The 17,271-nt window shown below is 31.3% G+C and carries 20 protein-coding genes; 19 read left to right on the top strand and 1 reads right to left on the bottom strand.

Going from position 1 to position 17,271, the window contains the following annotated elements:
• Positions 1-9 precede the first annotated feature (9 nt).
• From gyrA to nuoF (OB7_RS03855), 19 genes are all read left to right on the top strand, one after another.
• The gene (gene gyrA, locus OB7_RS03765) at positions 10-2,430 is read left to right on the top strand and encodes a DNA gyrase subunit A (protein ID WP_004102302.1); all 2,421 of its coding nucleotides are present in this window, start codon (positions 10-12) and stop codon (positions 2,428-2,430) included.
• A complete protein-coding gene (locus tag OB7_RS03770) occupies positions 2,423-2,800 on the top strand; it encodes an archease (protein WP_004102300.1) in 378 nt (125 codons plus the stop codon). The genes gyrA and OB7_RS03770 overlap by 8 nt, the downstream gene beginning before the upstream one ends.
• Positions 2,797-3,393, top strand: coding sequence for a transcriptional repressor LexA (gene lexA, locus OB7_RS03775; protein WP_004102298.1), 597 nt, complete (start codon positions 2,797-2,799; stop codon positions 3,391-3,393). Before OB7_RS03770 ends, lexA begins: the two co-directional genes overlap by 4 nt.
• 13 nt (positions 3,394-3,406) lie before the next feature.
• Complete coding sequence (locus tag OB7_RS03780; RefSeq protein WP_004102296.1) at positions 3,407-3,745, top strand: STAS domain-containing protein; 339 nt, start codon at positions 3,407-3,409, stop codon at positions 3,743-3,745.
• Between the two features lie 13 nt (positions 3,746-3,758).
• Complete coding sequence (rpiB, locus tag OB7_RS03785; protein WP_004102294.1) at positions 3,759-4,196, top strand: ribose 5-phosphate isomerase B; 438 nt, start codon at positions 3,759-3,761, stop codon at positions 4,194-4,196.
• Between the two features lie 12 nt (positions 4,197-4,208).
• A complete protein-coding gene (locus OB7_RS03790; RefSeq protein WP_004102292.1) occupies positions 4,209-4,646 on the top strand; it encodes a GatB/YqeY domain-containing protein in 438 nt (145 codons plus the stop codon).
• On the top strand, positions 4,643-5,602 hold the full coding sequence (locus OB7_RS03795; RefSeq protein ID WP_114702577.1) for an elongator complex protein 3: 960 nt from the start codon (positions 4,643-4,645) through the stop codon (positions 5,600-5,602). The genes OB7_RS03790 and OB7_RS03795 overlap by 4 nt, the downstream gene beginning before the upstream one ends.
• Entirely contained in the window at positions 5,599-6,258 is a 660-nt protein-coding gene (locus tag OB7_RS03800) for an IF-2B domain-containing protein (protein ID WP_114702578.1), read from the top strand. The genes OB7_RS03795 and OB7_RS03800 overlap by 4 nt, the downstream gene beginning before the upstream one ends.
• Before the next feature lie 3 nt (positions 6,259-6,261).
• Entirely contained in the window at positions 6,262-6,771 is a 510-nt protein-coding gene (locus tag OB7_RS03805) for a hypothetical protein (RefSeq protein ID WP_012580277.1), read from the top strand.
• A 12-nt stretch (positions 6,772-6,783) separates the two neighbouring features.
• Positions 6,784-8,178 (top strand): glutamate--tRNA ligase, encoded by a 1,395-nt coding sequence (gltX, locus tag OB7_RS03810; protein ID WP_114702579.1) that lies wholly within the window; start codon positions 6,784-6,786, stop codon positions 8,176-8,178.
• Positions 8,168-9,784 carry a penicillin-binding transpeptidase domain-containing protein gene (locus OB7_RS03815; protein ID WP_004102246.1) on the top strand — a complete coding sequence of 539 codons (1,617 nt, stop codon included), beginning with the start codon at positions 8,168-8,170 and terminating at the stop codon, positions 9,782-9,784. The genes gltX and OB7_RS03815 overlap by 11 nt, the downstream gene beginning before the upstream one ends.
• A complete protein-coding gene (locus tag OB7_RS03820) occupies positions 9,777-10,544 on the top strand; it encodes an inositol monophosphatase family protein (protein ID WP_114702580.1) in 768 nt (255 codons plus the stop codon). The genes OB7_RS03815 and OB7_RS03820 overlap by 8 nt, the downstream gene beginning before the upstream one ends.
• Positions 10,541-11,446 carry a glutamate formimidoyltransferase gene (gene ftcD, locus OB7_RS03825; RefSeq protein ID WP_114702581.1) on the top strand — a complete coding sequence of 302 codons (906 nt, stop codon included), beginning with the start codon at positions 10,541-10,543 and terminating at the stop codon, positions 11,444-11,446. The genes OB7_RS03820 and ftcD overlap by 4 nt, the downstream gene beginning before the upstream one ends.
• 169 nt (positions 11,447-11,615) lie before the next feature.
• Positions 11,616-12,107 (top strand): NADH-quinone oxidoreductase subunit NuoE family protein, encoded by a 492-nt coding sequence (locus OB7_RS03830; protein ID WP_012580275.1) that lies wholly within the window; start codon positions 11,616-11,618, stop codon positions 12,105-12,107.
• A 2-nt stretch (positions 12,108-12,109) separates the two neighbouring features.
• A complete protein-coding gene (locus tag OB7_RS03835) occupies positions 12,110-12,484 on the top strand; it encodes a (2Fe-2S) ferredoxin domain-containing protein (protein ID WP_004102237.1) in 375 nt (124 codons plus the stop codon).
• Between the two features lie 13 nt (positions 12,485-12,497).
• A complete protein-coding gene (locus OB7_RS03840; protein ID WP_004102235.1) occupies positions 12,498-12,782 on the top strand; it encodes a (2Fe-2S) ferredoxin domain-containing protein in 285 nt (94 codons plus the stop codon).
• Positions 12,783-12,848: 66 nt separating this feature from the next.
• Entirely contained in the window at positions 12,849-14,657 is a 1,809-nt protein-coding gene (gene nuoF, locus OB7_RS03845; protein ID WP_004102233.1) for an NADH-quinone oxidoreductase subunit NuoF, read from the top strand.
• A 28-nt stretch (positions 14,658-14,685) separates the two neighbouring features.
• Positions 14,686-15,174 carry an NADH-quinone oxidoreductase subunit NuoE family protein gene (locus tag OB7_RS03850; RefSeq protein WP_114702582.1) on the top strand — a complete coding sequence of 163 codons (489 nt, stop codon included), beginning with the start codon at positions 14,686-14,688 and terminating at the stop codon, positions 15,172-15,174.
• Complete coding sequence (gene nuoF, locus OB7_RS03855) at positions 15,171-16,784, top strand: NADH-quinone oxidoreductase subunit NuoF (RefSeq protein WP_114702583.1); 1,614 nt, start codon at positions 15,171-15,173, stop codon at positions 16,782-16,784. The genes OB7_RS03850 and nuoF (OB7_RS03855) overlap by 4 nt, the downstream gene beginning before the upstream one ends.
• 54 nt (positions 16,785-16,838) lie before the next feature.
• On the opposite strand, the gene OB7_RS03860 is transcribed toward nuoF (OB7_RS03855), so the two are convergent.
• On the bottom strand, positions 16,839-17,213 hold the full coding sequence (locus tag OB7_RS03860) for a S1 RNA-binding domain-containing protein (protein WP_004102227.1): 375 nt from the start codon (positions 17,211-17,213) through the stop codon (positions 16,839-16,841).
• Between the last annotated feature and the right edge of the window lie 58 nt (positions 17,214-17,271).

Consider the following 17,271-nt stretch of genomic DNA (forward strand, 5'->3'; position numbering starts at 1 on the left):
GGGACTTAAATGGAAATATATAGACCTATAGAAGAAGAATTAAAAGAATCCTATTTAAGCTATTCAATGAGCGTAATTATAGGAAGGGCTATTCCGGATGTACGCGACGGCTTAAAACCCGTTCAAAGAAGAATTTTATATAGTATGTACGAACTTGGAGTGACACATAATAAGCCATTTAAAAAATCAGCACGTATTGTCGGTGAAGTAATGGGTAAATATCATCCTCATGGCGATGCTGCAATCTACGATACAATAGTAAGAATGGCACAAGATTGGACGATGCGATATAAACTTATTGATGGTCAAGGAAATTTTGGCTCGATTGATAGGGATCCTCCAGCTGCAATGAGGTACACCGAAGCAAGACTTGCAAAGATTGCAGAAGAATTGCTTGAAGATATTGACAAAGAAACTGTTAATATGACTGATAATTTTGATGGGAGTTTAAAAGAACCTGAAGTATTACCATCAAAATTCCCAAATTTACTTGCCAATGGTTCAACAGGAATTGCAGTTGGAATGACAACAAATATTCCACCTCATAACATAACAGAACTTGTAAATGGATTAATTGCATTAATAAAGAATCCTGAAATTTCTATTGAAGAACTTATGAATTTTATACCTGGACCTGATTTTCCAACCGGTGGAGAAATTATAGGAAAATCTGGAATCAGGGAAATGTACACCACTGGAAAAGGTAGTTTTACAATTCGTGGAAAAGTACACGTAGAAGAAAAAAAGAAAAAGAAAAATATTGTTATAACGGAGATTCCTTTCAATATAAGCAAAGCTGATTTAATAAAGAAAATAGTTGAGTATGCAGAAAAATCGAGTCTTCCAATTAAAGATATTAGAGATGAATCCGACAAAGAAGGGCTTAGAATAGTTATTGAAATACCAAATGATACTAATGAAGAAATTATAATCAACAATTTGTATAAACATACCCAACTACAAAGTTCATTTCATTCACAACTCTTAGTTATAGACAAAGAGAAAAAGCCTGTTCTAATGAATTTAAAAGAATTAATGTGGGCTTTTGTAGAACACAGATTTGAGGTTGTAAGAAGAAGAGCTCAATATTATTACAAACAATACTCCAAAAAAGCCCATATTCTAGAAGGGCTAATTAAAGCTTCAAGATCAATTGACACCATTATTTCGGTGATTAGAAATAGTGAAGATCAAAACAGTGCTATACATGAATTAATAGATATGTTTAACTTTACTGAAACACAAGCAAAAGCAATCGTCGATCTAAGACTTGGAAGATTAACCAAACTTGAAATCTCAAAATTAATCGATGATTACAACGATCTTGTAAATAAGATGAAAGTTGAAAAAGAATTAATAGAAAACGATCAAAAAGTATATGAAAAAATAATCGAAGAACTTGAAGCAATTAAGAGCGAATATGGAGATAGCAGAAAAAGTATAATATTAGATCACGAAGAAAGAAAAATAGAGTTCAATGAATTAGAGCTTATTCCAGATAAAGAAGTAGTTTTATCGCTTACAAAAAAAGGTTACTTAAAAATGATGAGCCTTGACACATTTAAAACACAAAGACGTGGCGGAAAGGGCGTTACAGGCTCAAATTTAATGGATGATGATGCTATTATGGAGATTATTTATACTCATCTGCATGGAAAAACGTTATTCTTTACATCATATGGAAAAGTATATATTTTAAACAACTATCAAATAGAGGAAAATTCAAGAACAAGCCGCGGAAGACAAATAGCAAAATACCTAAATATTGGACAAGATGAAAAAATTCTCACAATGCTTTCTGTAGATAACTTTGAAGGCGAACTATTCTTTGTAACAAAAAATGGTAAAGCCAAAAGAACTTCGCTTAAAGAGTTTGAAAATATAAACTCAAGAGGAATGAAAGCAATAACATTTGATGGTGATGATTTACTTGTTTCTGTACAAAAAATTGATAATCCAGACCAAACTATATTAATTGCAACAAAAAATGGGTTGTGTATTAGATTCCCAATTTCTGAAGTTAGAACAATGGGAAGAAACGCAATGGGTGTTATTGGAATAAGGCTTTCAAATGATGATGCTGTAGTTAGTTCTTCACTTTTAATGGACGATGAACATTATCTTTTAACTGTAACAAGTAAAGGATACGGAAAGTTAACAGAAACTTCTCAGTATAGAATACAAAAGCGTGGTGGCCTTGGTATAAAAAATATTTCGGACATCTCTAAAGCCGGACATATTGTAGGTGTAACCCATGTTTTAGGAAACGAAAACATGATGATCTTTACAAAAAACGGTATGACTTTGAAAATTAATTTAGACAGTTTAAGACCTCTTGGGAGAGTCACAAAGGGAGTAAAATTAGTTAATCTATCCGAAGGTGATGAAATAGCAGACTTTGCTGTTATAAGAGGCGAGGATGATGTATAGGGAAATTGATCACACAGCAGATATTGCATTTGAAATAGTGAATGATACATTTTTAGGCCTTCTGGAAGATATTTTAAAAATAATCCATGATACATACAAGGTAGAAAATATAAATTGTAACATAGCTAAAGTTCAGGAATATGATATAAAAGAAAATGAAGATGGAGTATTTGATATTGTAAATGACTGGATTGCAGCTATAGAATTAGGATATTTTCCAGTAAAGATTGAAAAAGATAAAAAATACAAAACTACTTTTTGCTCATACAGTAAGATAGAAGGTGAAACTTTTAAAGCACTTACGTATCACAATCTAAAAATTGAAAAAAAAGCTAATAAGCTCTCAATAAAGGTGGTGTTTGATATATGAAAGAACTAACAAATCGTCAAAAAATGGTTTTAGATTTTATCACTAGCTACATTCAACAAAATGGTTATTCACCATCAATTAGAGATATTGCAAAACATTTTAAATTAACCCCTAGAGGGGCACATATACATGTTTTAGCTTTAGAAAAAAAAGGCTATATAACAAGGAATCCCAAAAATTCAAGATCAATTTCTCTTGTTAAAAGGCCCGAAACCGTTTCAATACCAGTTAAAGGAAAGATTTCAGCAGGGCAAGGAATTGAAATGTTTGAACTAGTAGATGAAGAAATAGAAATACCAGTCAGGATGATTAATGGATATGGAAATTATTTTGCGCTAAGGGTTGAAGGAACGAGTATGATAGAAGCACATATAATTGATGGAGATTATGTTATCCTTAAAAAGCAATATAGGATACCAAACGGTCAAATAGCAGCTGTCGTTTTCGACAACAAAGTCACTTTAAAAAGGTTTTATCATAAAAATGATAAGGTAGAACTTGTGCCGGAAAACAGCAGCATGTCACCTATAATTTGTGATGCAAAAGATGTTAAAGTAATAGGTAAACTTGTTGGGGTTATAAGAATATATTAAGGGGGTGAATTTCATGTACGAAGTTACTAAGTTAGAAAATATTCCAGTTGTCAAAATAACAGGAGAAATTGATATATCTAATGCTTACAAAATGAAGCAATTTATCCATGAAAATATTTTAAATAACGGAGAAAAGTATTGTATTTTGGATCTTTCACACCTTAAATACATTGATAGCTCTGGACTTGGAATTCTAGTAGGTCTTCACAAGAGTTTCAAACTTCAAGGCGGAGAAATTGTGCTTGTTAATATGAATGAAAATATTAAAAATCTTTTAAGACTTACTAGCCTAGATAGAGTATTAAATATAAAAGAAACAATAAAAGCCGCTATAGATTTTCTAAAAAGTTAATAGGAGGGAAAAAATGAAAATTGCAATAGGTTCGGATCACGCAGGTTTTGAGCTAAAAAATAAACTTGTAGATTATTTATCTAAAAAAGGAATTGAGATTATAGATGTAGGAACAAATAGTACCGAAAGTGTAGATTATCCTGATTATGCAAAAGAAGTTGGAAAACTTGTTGTAAATAAAGATGCTGATTTTGGAATACTCATATGTGGTACAGGCATTGGAATGTCAATTGCTGCAAACAAAATTAAGGGAATAAGAGCAGCTCTCTGTATGATACCTGAAATGGGAAAACTTGCAAGAAATCATAATAATGCAAACATATTGGTCCTTCCTGGAAGATTAATAGGATTTGAACTTGCAACATGGATTGTGGAAGAATTTTTGAATGCAGATTTTGAAGGTGGAAGACACGAAAGAAGAATAAATAAAATAGTAGAACTTGAAAAGTAAGGAGGTATTTTAATGCTAAAAGAAAAGATAATGCAAGACCTAAAACAAGCTATGAAAGAAAAAAACGAGATTAAAGTTAGGGTACTTAGGCTCTTAAATTCCGCTATAAAAAACTTTGAAGTAGAAAAAATAGGAGAAGCTAGTGACGAAGAAATTGAAAAACTAGTCTTAAAAGAAATGAAAAAAAGACAAGAATCAATTGAAGCATATAAAAAGGCAGGCAGGGAAGATTTAGCAAAAGAAGAAGAACAAGAATTAGAAGTTTTAAAAGGATATGCTCCAGAAATGTTAAGTGAAGATGAAATTAGAAAAATGGTAAAAGAAATCATTGAAGAATTAAACGCTACTCAAAAAGAGTTTGGCCTTGTTATGAAAAACTTAATGGCAAAAGTAAAAGGAAAAGCTGATGGCTCAGTTGTAAGTAAGATTGTAAAGGAACTTCTTCAATGATACTTTCAATTTTTTTACCAAACTTTGGTTGTAAAAGCAGATGCATTTTTTGTAATCAATATACTATGACGGGTGAAAAAATGCCAACAAAAAAAGAGTTAATTAATACTCTTTCTTTTTTTCTTGACAAATCACCTGAAGAAATTGCTTTTTATGGAGGGACTTTCACCGCAATCCCCCTTGAAAAGCAAAAAGAATTAATTGCTCTAGTGAGAAAATTTTATCCTGATACTCCAATACGAATTTCTACAAGACCTGATGAGCTAGATTATGAAAACTTAAAGTTTTTAAAGCAAAATAATGTTAAAACTGTTGAAATTGGTATACAAAGCATGTTTGACAATGTGCTCTCTGCAGCAAATAGAGGGCATAGTAGAAAAGATAACTTGAACGCCGTAAATTTGCTAAAAAAATTTGGTTTTGAAATTTCTGCACACTTAATGATAGGACTTTTGAATGACACCATAAAAAAAGATCTACTATCAATACAAGAACTTTTAAATCTTGGAGTAAAAATGTTCAGAATTCATCCTACAATTATATTCAAAAATACAGAACTTGAAAAACTATATTTAGAAGGAAAATACAATCCATTAACACTAGATGAAGCGGTAAACATTGCATCAGAAATGTTATTGTTAATTTATCAATATGAGGCTAAAGTAATTAGACTTGGATATTTTGTACCAGAAAACCAAAAAAATCAAATAGTAGCAGGACCATATCATCCATCTTTTGGAGATATGACAAAATCAAAAGCAATGAATAAAATTATTACAAGATTAAATATTAAAAAAGTCAAATACCCTAAAAAATTTGAAAGTTGGTTTAATTCATACGACAATAAACAATTAGAAATTGAAAAATATTTATCTGAATCTAACGAAATTTTTTTTGATAATCTCTCTTTAAAAGAAGCTTCTAAACGTAGCTTTAGAAGGGAGTTATTGGATTGATTGAAAATTTCAAAAAATTAACAATTCAAGGTTCACACGAAATTGCAGAATGGATACTTGAAAATATTAAAAATATAGAAGATAAAGAATCTATATTAAAGGAAATGATAAAATTAAAACCTGAAATGCAGGTTATTAAATGGATATACAAGATGATTAAAGAAAATAAAGATATAAATAATATAAAAGAAATACTTGATACAACTTTTGAAAATACTATTAAAAATGCCAAAAAATTTTTAAATTTTGACGCAAAAGTAATGACGATAAGTAATAGCAGAACTTTAGAATACTTTTTCAAAACTCACAACAAAAAATTAGAAATCTATATCCCTGAATCAAATCCAGGTGGAGAAGGAAAAATATTATACAAGAATCTATTAAACTACAAGAAAAATGTGTATCTTATTAACGATTTTGAAGTTCACAGATATATAGAAAATTGCGATTATGTAATTATTGGTGCAGACAGTGTAGGAGAAAATGGTGTCATAAATAAAGTGGGATCAAAACTTTTAGCTATACTTTCAAAAAATTTTGATAAACCTTTTTTTGTAATTGCTGATCAAACAAAATTTACCGAAGTTGTCACAGAAAAAGATAGAATGTTTGAAATTGTTCCAAATAATTTAATAACTGCGATTATAAGTGGGTGAAATATGTTTATTTTAAAAAAGAAGAAAAAAGATAAGCTAAACTTTTCAATTGCTTTTGTGAAAAATTTTGAAAATTTAAAGACAATTATAAAATCTATTAAAAAGCAAAAAATTGATGAAGTTTTTTTTATAATAGATAGAAATATAGAAAAGGATCACCTTAAAACCATTAAAAAAATAATAAAAGCTAATTTCAAAAATTATTCTATACTCTCAAAAAACTTTCAAAAATTCTCAAAAAATGTCGCAAAAGTTGAAAGACTAAACGTTTTTGAACTAAGAAGATTGCAAAATAAAAAGAAAATACTTTATTCTCAGCAATCAATACTATCTTGGAAAATTCCTCAGATGTTTCCATTTTATACTATAGCTTTTGAAGATAATACTTTGTATTTTTGTGCTTCTATTCCATTAACAAAAGATTCAAGTGGCTTTTTGTTAAGAAAGAAAATGGTAAGTGATTTTATATTTAATATTACCCTGGACTTAAAAATATTAGATGAACTATTTTAGGAGGATGATTAAATGTTTAGATTAAGATTTGCCCCAAGCCCTACGGGCTATCTTCATGTCGGAGGCGCAAGAACTGCATTATTTAATTGGATGTTTGCTCGAAAAAACAATGGAAAGTTTATAATCAGAATTGAAGATACAGATACAGAACGTTCTAAAAAAGAATTTGAAGAAAAAATATTAAATGCTCTTAAATGGCTTAAGATTGATTGGGATGAAGGTCCAGATGTTGGAGGCAATTTTGGACCTTATCGTCAAAGTGAAAGAATTGATATTTACAAGAAATATGTTGATATCCTTATAAGCGAAAAAAAAGCATATTATGCAGTCTATCACGGCCAAGAAGAAATTGAACAATCTTACGAATTTCCTGAAAAATATGCAAATAAAGAAAATTTTTCAATTGTTGTAAAATTTAAGGTTACAAAACAAGGAACTACAACCTTTAATGATCTGTTAAAAGGTAAAATGATATTTGACAACAATCTTGTAGACGATTTTATTATAATAAAATCCAATGGATTCCCCACATATAATTTCGCCGTTGTAATTGACGACCATTTAATGGAAATATCCCATGTATTTCGAGGTGAAGATCATCTTTCAAATACGCAAAAACAGATAATGATATATAATGCTTTTAATTGGCAACATCCTGTTTTTATGCATATTCCGTTAATTCTTGGAAATGATAGAACTCCTCTTAGTAAAAGGCACGGAGGTACTTCTGTTGATTTCTTTAAAGAAAATGGATTTTTAAATAAAGCTTTGCTAAATTATCTTGCAATTCTTGGATGGAGTACCTCAGAAGAAATATTTGATGTTCATGAAAAAATTAATGAATTCGATCCTTTTAAAATATCAAATAAATCTGTAATTTTTGATTATAAAAAACTCGAATGGGTTAACGGTCAACATCTAAGAAAAATTGATATAGAAATTTTAATAAATGAATTCTTAAATTATCTAAAAGACAAAAATATCTCCTTAGAACATAACAGCAAAAATTATATTAAAGAAGTACTTTTAATATGTAGAGAAAAGGTAAATACATTAGAACAACTAAAAGAAATTTCTATTCCATTCTTTTTTGATGACTATAGCTATGAGGATAGATACATTAAGAAATTTCTATTGAATGAAAACGCAGAAAAAATTTTAAAAAACGCTTTAGAAAGATTTGAAAAACTGCAAAATTACACAATTGAAAATGTAGAGGAAACACTAAGAAATATTTCAAGTGAACTTGAAATAGGAACCAAAAGAGTATTTCAAACTATTCGTGGAGCCCTACTTGGAAAACTAGTAACACCTGGTTTATTTGAATCAATTGTAGTTTTAGGAAAAGAAAAAACTCTCAAAAGACTCAAAAAAACTTTAGAATTAAGGGAGAAATATGAGGTATAAATTAGTTTTTACAATCTTTTTATCCTTTTTTCTAATACTTGTATTTTTTCTTTTCAAAATTCAAGTTATTGAGCATTCACAACATAAAGAATTTATTAATTCACTAATGCAAAAAACTATACTAACAAAAGGAAACCGTGGAACTATTTTTGATAGAAACGGTTTTAAAATTGCATGGAGCAAGAAAATTCCATATATTGAATATAACAGTAATATTGATATAGAATCTTTAAAGCCTTATTTAACAGATAAGCAGATACTTGATCTAATAAGCTCTGGAAAAGCTTATCTAGACAATTATCAAATATATGAGCTTGAAAAACTTGGGTTGTATATACATTACGAGGAAAAAAGATTCTATGTACCTGAAGCCTTCCACATTGTAGGATACGTTAACTCACAAGGAATTGGAAGTTCTGGAATTGAGAAAACATATGACAGCCTACTACAGGGAAAGATCGGTAGTGAATTAATTTTCTCAAGCCCTTCAGGAAAGGTAAAACAAAGAATAATTCAAACTGAACCGGAAAATGGGGAAGATATCACTTTAACTTTAGATCTTAATTTACAAAAATACATTTATGACGAAATGAAAAAAATTAACAATCCAGGTGCTGTAATAGTAGAAAATGTTAAAAATGGTGAAATTCTAGCTTTAGTTTCATACCCAAACTTAGAAGAAAATTTTTACGATATTGACAAATTCACCTGGCAAAAGATAGTAAACGATCCATCAAATCCTCTCTTAAATAGAGCTACAATGGGGCTCTATTCCCCAGGTTCTGCAATAAAACCACTAATTGCAATTGCCTATCTTTTATCAGAAAGTACTTCGGCTACTTTAAATTGTACTGGAAGATATGAATACAAATCAAGTTCTGGAAAAACTATTGCAATCTTCAATGATTGGCTTTTAAGCGGTCATGAGGAAACAGATCTAATCAAAGCTCTCAGAGTCTCCTGTAATGTATATTTTTATACAATTGCATTAGAGATAGGAATTGATAAAATTAAAAGTGTAGCAGATATATTTAAAATTTCTGATTTAACAAAAATTGACATTGAAGAAAAATCTGGAATATTCCCCTCGAGAGAATGGAAAGAAAAGCAGTTTAAAACTATATGGTATCCTGGAGATACAATATTAACAGGTATTGGTCAGGGATATATACTTTTAACACCTTTGGAAATTTTAAATTTCTATACAACAATTGCAAATAATGGTAAAACGCCAAGACCACATTTATTAAAATCAGAAAAAGTAGAATATACTAATGAAGTATCTTTACCCGATAAAATATGGTCTACAATCAAAGAAGGACTTCTTGAAGTTACCACTTACAACGATGGAACCTTGAAAAACCGTGGAACTGCATATTTAAGCTTTAAAGACGCGCCATACAAAATTGCTGGTAAAACAGGGACCGCAGAAGTTAGCAAAAGCAAAAAAGCACATTCATGGTTTGCAGGATTTGGCCCAATAGAGGATCCAACATACTCTGTAGTCGTCATGTTTGAAAATGGAGGAAGTGGTTCCGAAATGGCTGCACCTTTTGCAAGAAAAGTCTTTGATTATTTATTAAAAGGAGTTGAAAGTAATGAATAAGCTTGATTTGGCTATTAATATAGCAAAAAGTGCTGGATATTATATACTTCAATACTGGGGAAATGTCGACAATGTATATGAAAAAGAAAATTTTCAGGACCTTGTTACTGACTATGATAAGAATGCTCAGAATATGATAGTTTCAAAAATAAAAAAGTTTTTTCCAGAAGATGGGTTTATAGCAGAAGAAGGAAACCTTTATGAAAAAAGTAAGAACCTTTGGATAATAGATCCAATAGATGGAACTATAAATTACATACACGGTCTACCAAATTTCGGTGTTTCTATAGCATATTTCGAAAATGAAAAGCCAATTTTTGGAGTAGTTTTTAATCCATTTACTGAAGAGCTATTTGTTGGAATAAAAGATGAAGGTTCATTTTTAAATCACTCAAGACTAAAAATTACAAAAAATATAACTTTAAAAGAAAGTATTGGAAGTACAGGATTTCACAAAAACTTTACCGGTAAATTTATTTCAAATGTCGAAAACAAGGTTCAAAGAATAAGGATAATAGGAAGTGCAGCTTTATCTGCTTGTTATGTTGCTGCAAATAAATTTGATTTTTTTGTTGCAAAAAAAGCAAATTCATGGGATATTGCAGCTGCTTATATAATTGTCAAAGAAGCTGGTGGAAAAATAATTAACTTCAATGGAAATACGCCAAAATTATTTTCTAAAGATAGTTATATCTTTTCAAATCCAAGCATATCTGACGAAATTTTAGAATTAATTAAAAAACAGGAGGGGGAACTATGAAATTAATCGAATCTGTTCCAAATTTTAGTGAAGGAAGAAGAGAAGAAGTTGTAAGACAAATAATCGAAGAAGCTCAAAAGTACGAAAGAGTAAAGATCTTAGATTGGTCAATGGACTTTGATCACAACAGATCTGTTGTAACCCTCGTAGGAGAACCTGAAGAAATTGAAAATGCAATTTTTGACATGGTAAAAAAGGCAACTGAACTTATTGATTTAAGAAGTCATAGTGGAGAACATCCAAGAATGGGGGCAACTGATGTTATACCTTTTATTCCAGTAATGAATACAACCATGGAAGAATGTATAGAACTTTCTAAAAGAGTAGGTGAAAGAATAGGAAAAGAATTGAACATTCCAGTTTATTTATATGAAAAATCTGCAACTTCACCTGATAGAGAAAACCTCGCAAAAATAAGAAAAGGAGAATTTGAAGGATTTTTCGAAAAAATAAAGGATCCAAAATGGAAACCTGATTTTGGGCCAGATCAAGTTCATCCATCAGCCGGTGTTGTAGCAGTCGGTGCAAGAGAATACTTGATCGCCTTTAATGTAAACCTTGGTACAAACGATATAAAAATTGCAGACAAAATTGCAAAAGCAGTGAGACATATAAGTGGTGGATTTAGATATGTAAAGGCTATAGGAATTGAATTAAAAGAAAAAGGTATTGTGCAAGTTTCTATGAATCTTACCAATTACAAAAAATCACCAATATTTAGAGTCTTTGAAACAATAAAGAGAGAAGCACAAAGATATGGAGTACCAGTTTTAAATTCCGAAATAATTGGTATGATACCTTTAAAAGCTGCTATTGAGACAATGAAATGGTATCTCCAACTTGACGATTTTGACGAAGAAAGAGTCATAGAAAACAAAATTTTAAATACATTTTTTGAATAAGCCCAAAATCCCCCGAATTTAACGGGGGATTTTTAATATGTTCAATAAATATGAAAAAATAGCAAATAATTAAAAAATTGTTATTCTAAATATAACATTTTAAAAGTGAAATTTTTTACTTTTAGTGATATAATAATGTTGGGATGGTATTATAAAATAGGAGGTGGCCATGTTGGCGGTTTGTGAAAAACATGTCGAGCTCTACAAAGAGCTAGATGCTTATATTGAAGAACTAAAAGGAAAAAAAGGTATTTTAATTAATGTTCTCCACAAAGCTCAGGAACTTTTCGGCTGGCTTCCCCAAGAAGTTCAAGACCATGTTGCTAAAAAACTCAACATTCCTTCTTCAGTAGTCTACGGTGTTGTAACATTCTATAATTTCTTTTCCACAAAACCAAAGGGAAAAAACCAAATAAAGATTTGTCTTGGAACAGCCTGTTACGTTAAGGGTGCAGACAGAGTCATGGAAAGGTTCTTAAATGAACTTGGCGTTGAAGAATCAGAAGTTACAAAAGACGGTAAATTTTCAGTTCATGGCGTTAGATGCCTTGGTGCATGTAGTATGGCACCTGTTGTACTTGTTGGGGAAAAAGATTTCTATGGAAAAGTTACACCTGATATGGTTCCAGGGATAATTAAAAAGTACAAAGGGGAGGGGTAATAATGGGTAAAATAAAAAGTTTAGAAGAACTTATGAAAATCAAAGAAAATACATTAAAAAATGTAAAAATGCGTGAAGAAGGAAAAAGAGGAAGAATAATAGTTGCAATGGGAACTTGTGGAATTGCTGCCGGTGCTAAAGATACTTTAAAAGCAATTGTCGAAACATTAAGTGAGCTAAATATAGACGACATATCAGTTGTTCAATCTGGTTGTATGGGACTTTGTGAAGTTGAACCAACAATAAAAGTTGAACTTGATGGTGAAATTCCAGTAATATATGGACACGTTACTCCAGAAAATGCAAAGAGAATTATTAAATCACATATTGTAGCAGGAGAGCAGGTTGGAGAATTAATAGTGAAAAGAGGAGAGTAATTGGAGGGATAAAATGTCTCAAAATAAAAAAATCTTGGTTTGCACAGATGGTTGTTGTTCAACTAATGGAAAAATGATTAAAAAAGTGCTTGAAGAAAAAATCAAACAATACAACCTTCAAGAAAAAGTTACTATTGAAGAATCTGGTTGTATGGATGCATGTAATTTTAAACCAGTAATCTCAATTCTCCCTGACAAAATTATTTATAAAGAACTTACTCCTGAAGCAGTTGAAAAAATCGTCAAGGAACACCTTATTAACGGAAAAATTGTAGAAGAGTATTTATTAAAAAGATAATTTTTTGACATAGTAATAGTAAGGACTTGGAGTCATATAAGTAAAAAATAAGGAGGTCTGAAAAAAATGCCTTTAACTACCAATACAATACTTATTTGTGCTGGTGGTGCTTGTATTTCCGCTGGTGAAGAAAGTGTAAAAGATGTTCTCGAAAGAAAAATAAAAGAATACAATCTTCAAGATACAATAAACATTGTTGAAACTGGTTGTATGGGTGCATGTAGTTTAGGCCCAATTATGGTAATTCATCCAGAAGGTGTTTACTATCAAAAATTAACACCTGAAGCAGCTGAAAAAATTGTTGAAGAACACCTACTTAAAGGAAGAGTAGTAGAAGAATATTTATACAAAGGTGATAAGGGAAAAATAGTTCCACAGCCACAAAAAGAGATTCCATTCTTTTCAAGACAGGTTAAAGTTGCTACTCGAAACGTCGGTATTATTGATCCTTTAAGCATTGATGAATACATCGCCCGCGACGGTTATTTTGCGCTTCACAAAGCCTTAAAAGAAATGACACCAGAACAAGTAATTGAAGTTGTAAAAGAAAGTGGTCTTAGAGGTAGAGGTGGAGCTGGATTTCCAACAGGACTAAAATGGGAATTTGCAAGAAAATCACCAGGTGATGAAAAATATATGATCTGTAATGCTGATGAAGGTGACCCTGGTGCATTCATGGATAGGTCAATCCTTGAAGGAGATCCTCATTCAATAATTGAAGCAATGACAATCGCTGCATATGCAATTGGTGCTACAAAGGGATTTGTTTACGTTAGAGCTGAATATCCAATTGCAATTGAAAGACTTACAGTTGCATTAAATCAAGCTAGAGAATATGGCTTTCTAGGTGAAAATATCCTTGGAACAGATTTCTCATTTGATATTGAAATTAGAATTGGTGCTGGTGCTTTTGTTTGTGGTGAAGAAACAGCATTAATGCATTCAATTGAAGGAAAAAGAGGTCAGCCAAGAGTTAAACCACCATTCCCAGCACAAAAAGGACTTTGGGGAAAACCAAGTAATATAAACAACGTTGAAACACTTGCTTGTGTTCCACCAATTATATATCATGGCCCTCAATGGTTTAGACAATGGGGAACTGAAAAATCTCCAGGAACTAAAGTTTTTGCATTAGCAGGTAAAGTTAAAAATACTGGGCTTGTTGAGGTTCCAATGGGGATCACTTTAAGAGAATTAATATATGAAATTGGTGGTGGATCACCAACTGGTAAAAAAATTAAAGCAGTTCAAACTGGTGGGCCAAGCGGTGGTGTTATACCTGAAGAATATTTTGATACTCCAGTAGATTACGAATCACTACAACAACTTGGTGCAATAGTTGGTTCAGGCGGTATGATTGTTCTTGATGAAGATGATTGTATGGTTGACGTCGCAAAGTTTTTCCTCGAGTTTACTGTTGATGAATCATGTGGAAAATGTACCCCATGTAGAGAAGGAACAAAGAAAATGTATGAAATCTTGGACAAAATAACAAAAGGCGAAGGAACGGAAGAAGACATAGAAATATTGGAAAATCTTGCCAATGTAATTAAAGATTCATCACTCTGTGGTCTTGGCCAAACTGCACCAAACCCAGTTCTATCAACTCTTAGGTATTATAGAGATGAATATCTTGCACATGTTAGAGACAAAACTTGTCCGGCAAAGAAGTGTAAAGATTTAATTAGCTATGTCATTAATCCTGAAAAATGTGTTGGTTGTACAGCATGTGCTAGAGTATGTCCAGTAAATGCTATCAACGGAGAAGTCAAAAAAGTTCACGAAATTGATCAAGATGCTTGTGTAAAATGTGGAAGCTGTATTGAAGTATGTAGATTTGGAGCAATTAGTAAAGTAACTCCTGCTGTACAATAAAATCTTGGGATAAAGGGGGTCGCGCTTTATGCTCGCAAAGGAAGAAATTAAAAAAATTGTTCACGAAGCCAAAAATGAACGTTTGGAAGAACAAGATATTTTGATATATATTTTGCATAAAATTCAAGAAAAGGTTGAAAATAATTATATACCAGAATATGCTGCTGAAGTAGTCAGTGAAGAATTAAAAATACCCACTTCAAAAATATATGAGGTATTAACCTTTTATTCAATGTTTTCAACCAAAAAAAGAGGAAAATATGTAATAAGAGTATGTACAAGTCTACCTTGTCATGTTGCAAATGGAAGAGAAATTATAAACACACTAAAAGAAGAATTAAAAATTGATTTTAATCAAACAACGAGTGATGGTCTTTTTACACTAGAAGAATCTGGGTGTTTGGGACTGTGCGGTGTTTCCCCAGTTATTATGATTAACAATGAATACTATGGTGACCTCACCCCCCAAAAAGTCAGAGAAATTATTAACAATCTCAAAGGGGGTGAATCTTTATGAAGCCAATAACAATCCTTGTATCGGTTGACAGTAATAGTATTCTTTTAGGAGCAAAAGAATTTGTTAAAGTTTTTAAAAATCTAATCGAAGAATTTAATCTATCTAATTTGGTCGAAGTTTTAGAAACTGGAACCATGGGAAATTATTCTGGAGTTACAGTTGCAATCATGCCAGATAATGTTTATTACAGTGTTAGTTCAGTAACCGATGTAAAGAAAGTATTTGAAGAACACATATTAAAAGGTAGAAAAGTTCTTGATCTTGAAATATCACCAAATGAACTAATATCTAAAAAGGAAAGTATTACAAAAGAATATAAGATAGTTACTAGAAATATTGGAAAAATTGACCCAAAAAATATTGATGAATATATTGCAAATGATGGATATTTTGCACTCGCAAAGGCATTATCAATGAAACCTGAGGAAATAATCAATGAAATTAAAGAAAGCGGACTTAGAGGAAGGGGAGGAGCAGGTTTTCCAACTGGATTAAAATGGGAATTTGCATACAAAACTGATGCAGATCAAAAGTACATTGTTTGTAATGCCGATGAGGGTGAACCAGGAACGTATAAAGATAGATTAATAATGGAAGGTGACCCTCATAGTGTTATTGAAGCCATGATAATTGCCGGCTATGCTGTTGGCGCAACAAAAGGTTATATTTACATTAGAGGAGAATACTATGGCTCCATTGAAAATATTAAAAAAGCTATAAACGATGCATATGAATATGGATTTTTAGGTGAAAACATACTCAATAGTGGTTTTAATTTTGATCTTTCAATACGTCTAGGTGCAGGGGCATACATTTGCGGAGAAGAAACTGCATTGCTTGAATCAATTGAAGGACATGCTGGAAGACCTAGGTTAAAACCACCATTTCCACCTCAAAAGGGGTTATTTGGAAAACCAACGGTTATTAATAATGTAGAAACTCTTGCCAATGTACCACAAATAATTCTTAATGGTGCTGAATGGTTCAAGCAAATTGGAACAGAAAATTCACCTGGTACTAAGGTGTTCTGTTTTGCAGGTAATTTAAATAATAGAGGAATTGTCGAACTACCGATGGGTGTAACTGTAAAGGAACTTTTAATATATGCTGGTGGAATTTCTGGTGGAAAACTTAAAATGGTTCAAACTGGTGGAATTGCCGGAACCTTCATAGATGAAAGTAAATTAGATGTTCCACTTGATTATGATTCATTCGCAAAATACGGTGTAAGCCTTGGTTCAGGAGTCATACTAGGTGTTAATGATTCACATTGTGTTGTTGATATTGCTAAAAATGTAATGGAATTTTTCAGACATGAATCATGCGGAAAATGTACACCTTGTAGAGAAGGAACAAAAATTGCTGTAGAAATTCTTGAAAAAATGTCAAAATTTGAAGCAACTATGGATGATCTAGAACACTTGATTGAAATATCAAATGTAGCAAAAGAAGCGGCTTTGTGTGGATTGGGTCAAAGCTTCCCAGTACCATTACTTTCATTAATAGATAACTTTAAAGAAGAATTTGAAATGCACATAATTGATAATGTCTGTCCAGCAAACCTATGTAAAAAAGTTGAAAAGAAAAAATCAAGAAAATTAACTATCTAAAATAAAATTAATGTTAATAAAAACAAAACGCCCACTTTAAGTGGGCGTTTTTAATTATCTTCTTTCTTTTTTTCCTCTTTTTTTATCAAGTCTTCTTCTGTATTCAGAAAGCTTTCTATCACTATCTTTCATAAACTTTGCAAGCTTTTTTTCAAAATCATTGTTTACTTTCTTTTCTTCGCTTTTTCCTTCACTGCTGTTAGCTGAAGTATCTTTTAGAGTTAATTCCCATTTCCCATCTCTAGTTTTTCCTACAATTTTACCTTCGATTTCTTGCCCTAGTGATAAGTGATCACTCACTGACTTAACATATGTAGGTGCAATCTTTGAGATATGTACAAACGCCTTTTCTCCATCCTCTAGTTCAATGTTAGCTCCAAACTTTAGTATCTCCACTACTTTTCCCTTTACTACTTGCCCAACTTCCATACACGCAAAACCTCCCTATGGTTTAAAAAAATAATTTGGGAGCTAATGCTCCCCGCAT

Origin of the sequence: Thermosipho africanus Ob7, from assembly GCF_003351105.1 — a bacterium.
Classification (GTDB): domain Bacteria; phylum Thermotogota; class Thermotogae; order Thermotogales; family Fervidobacteriaceae; genus Thermosipho; species Thermosipho africanus.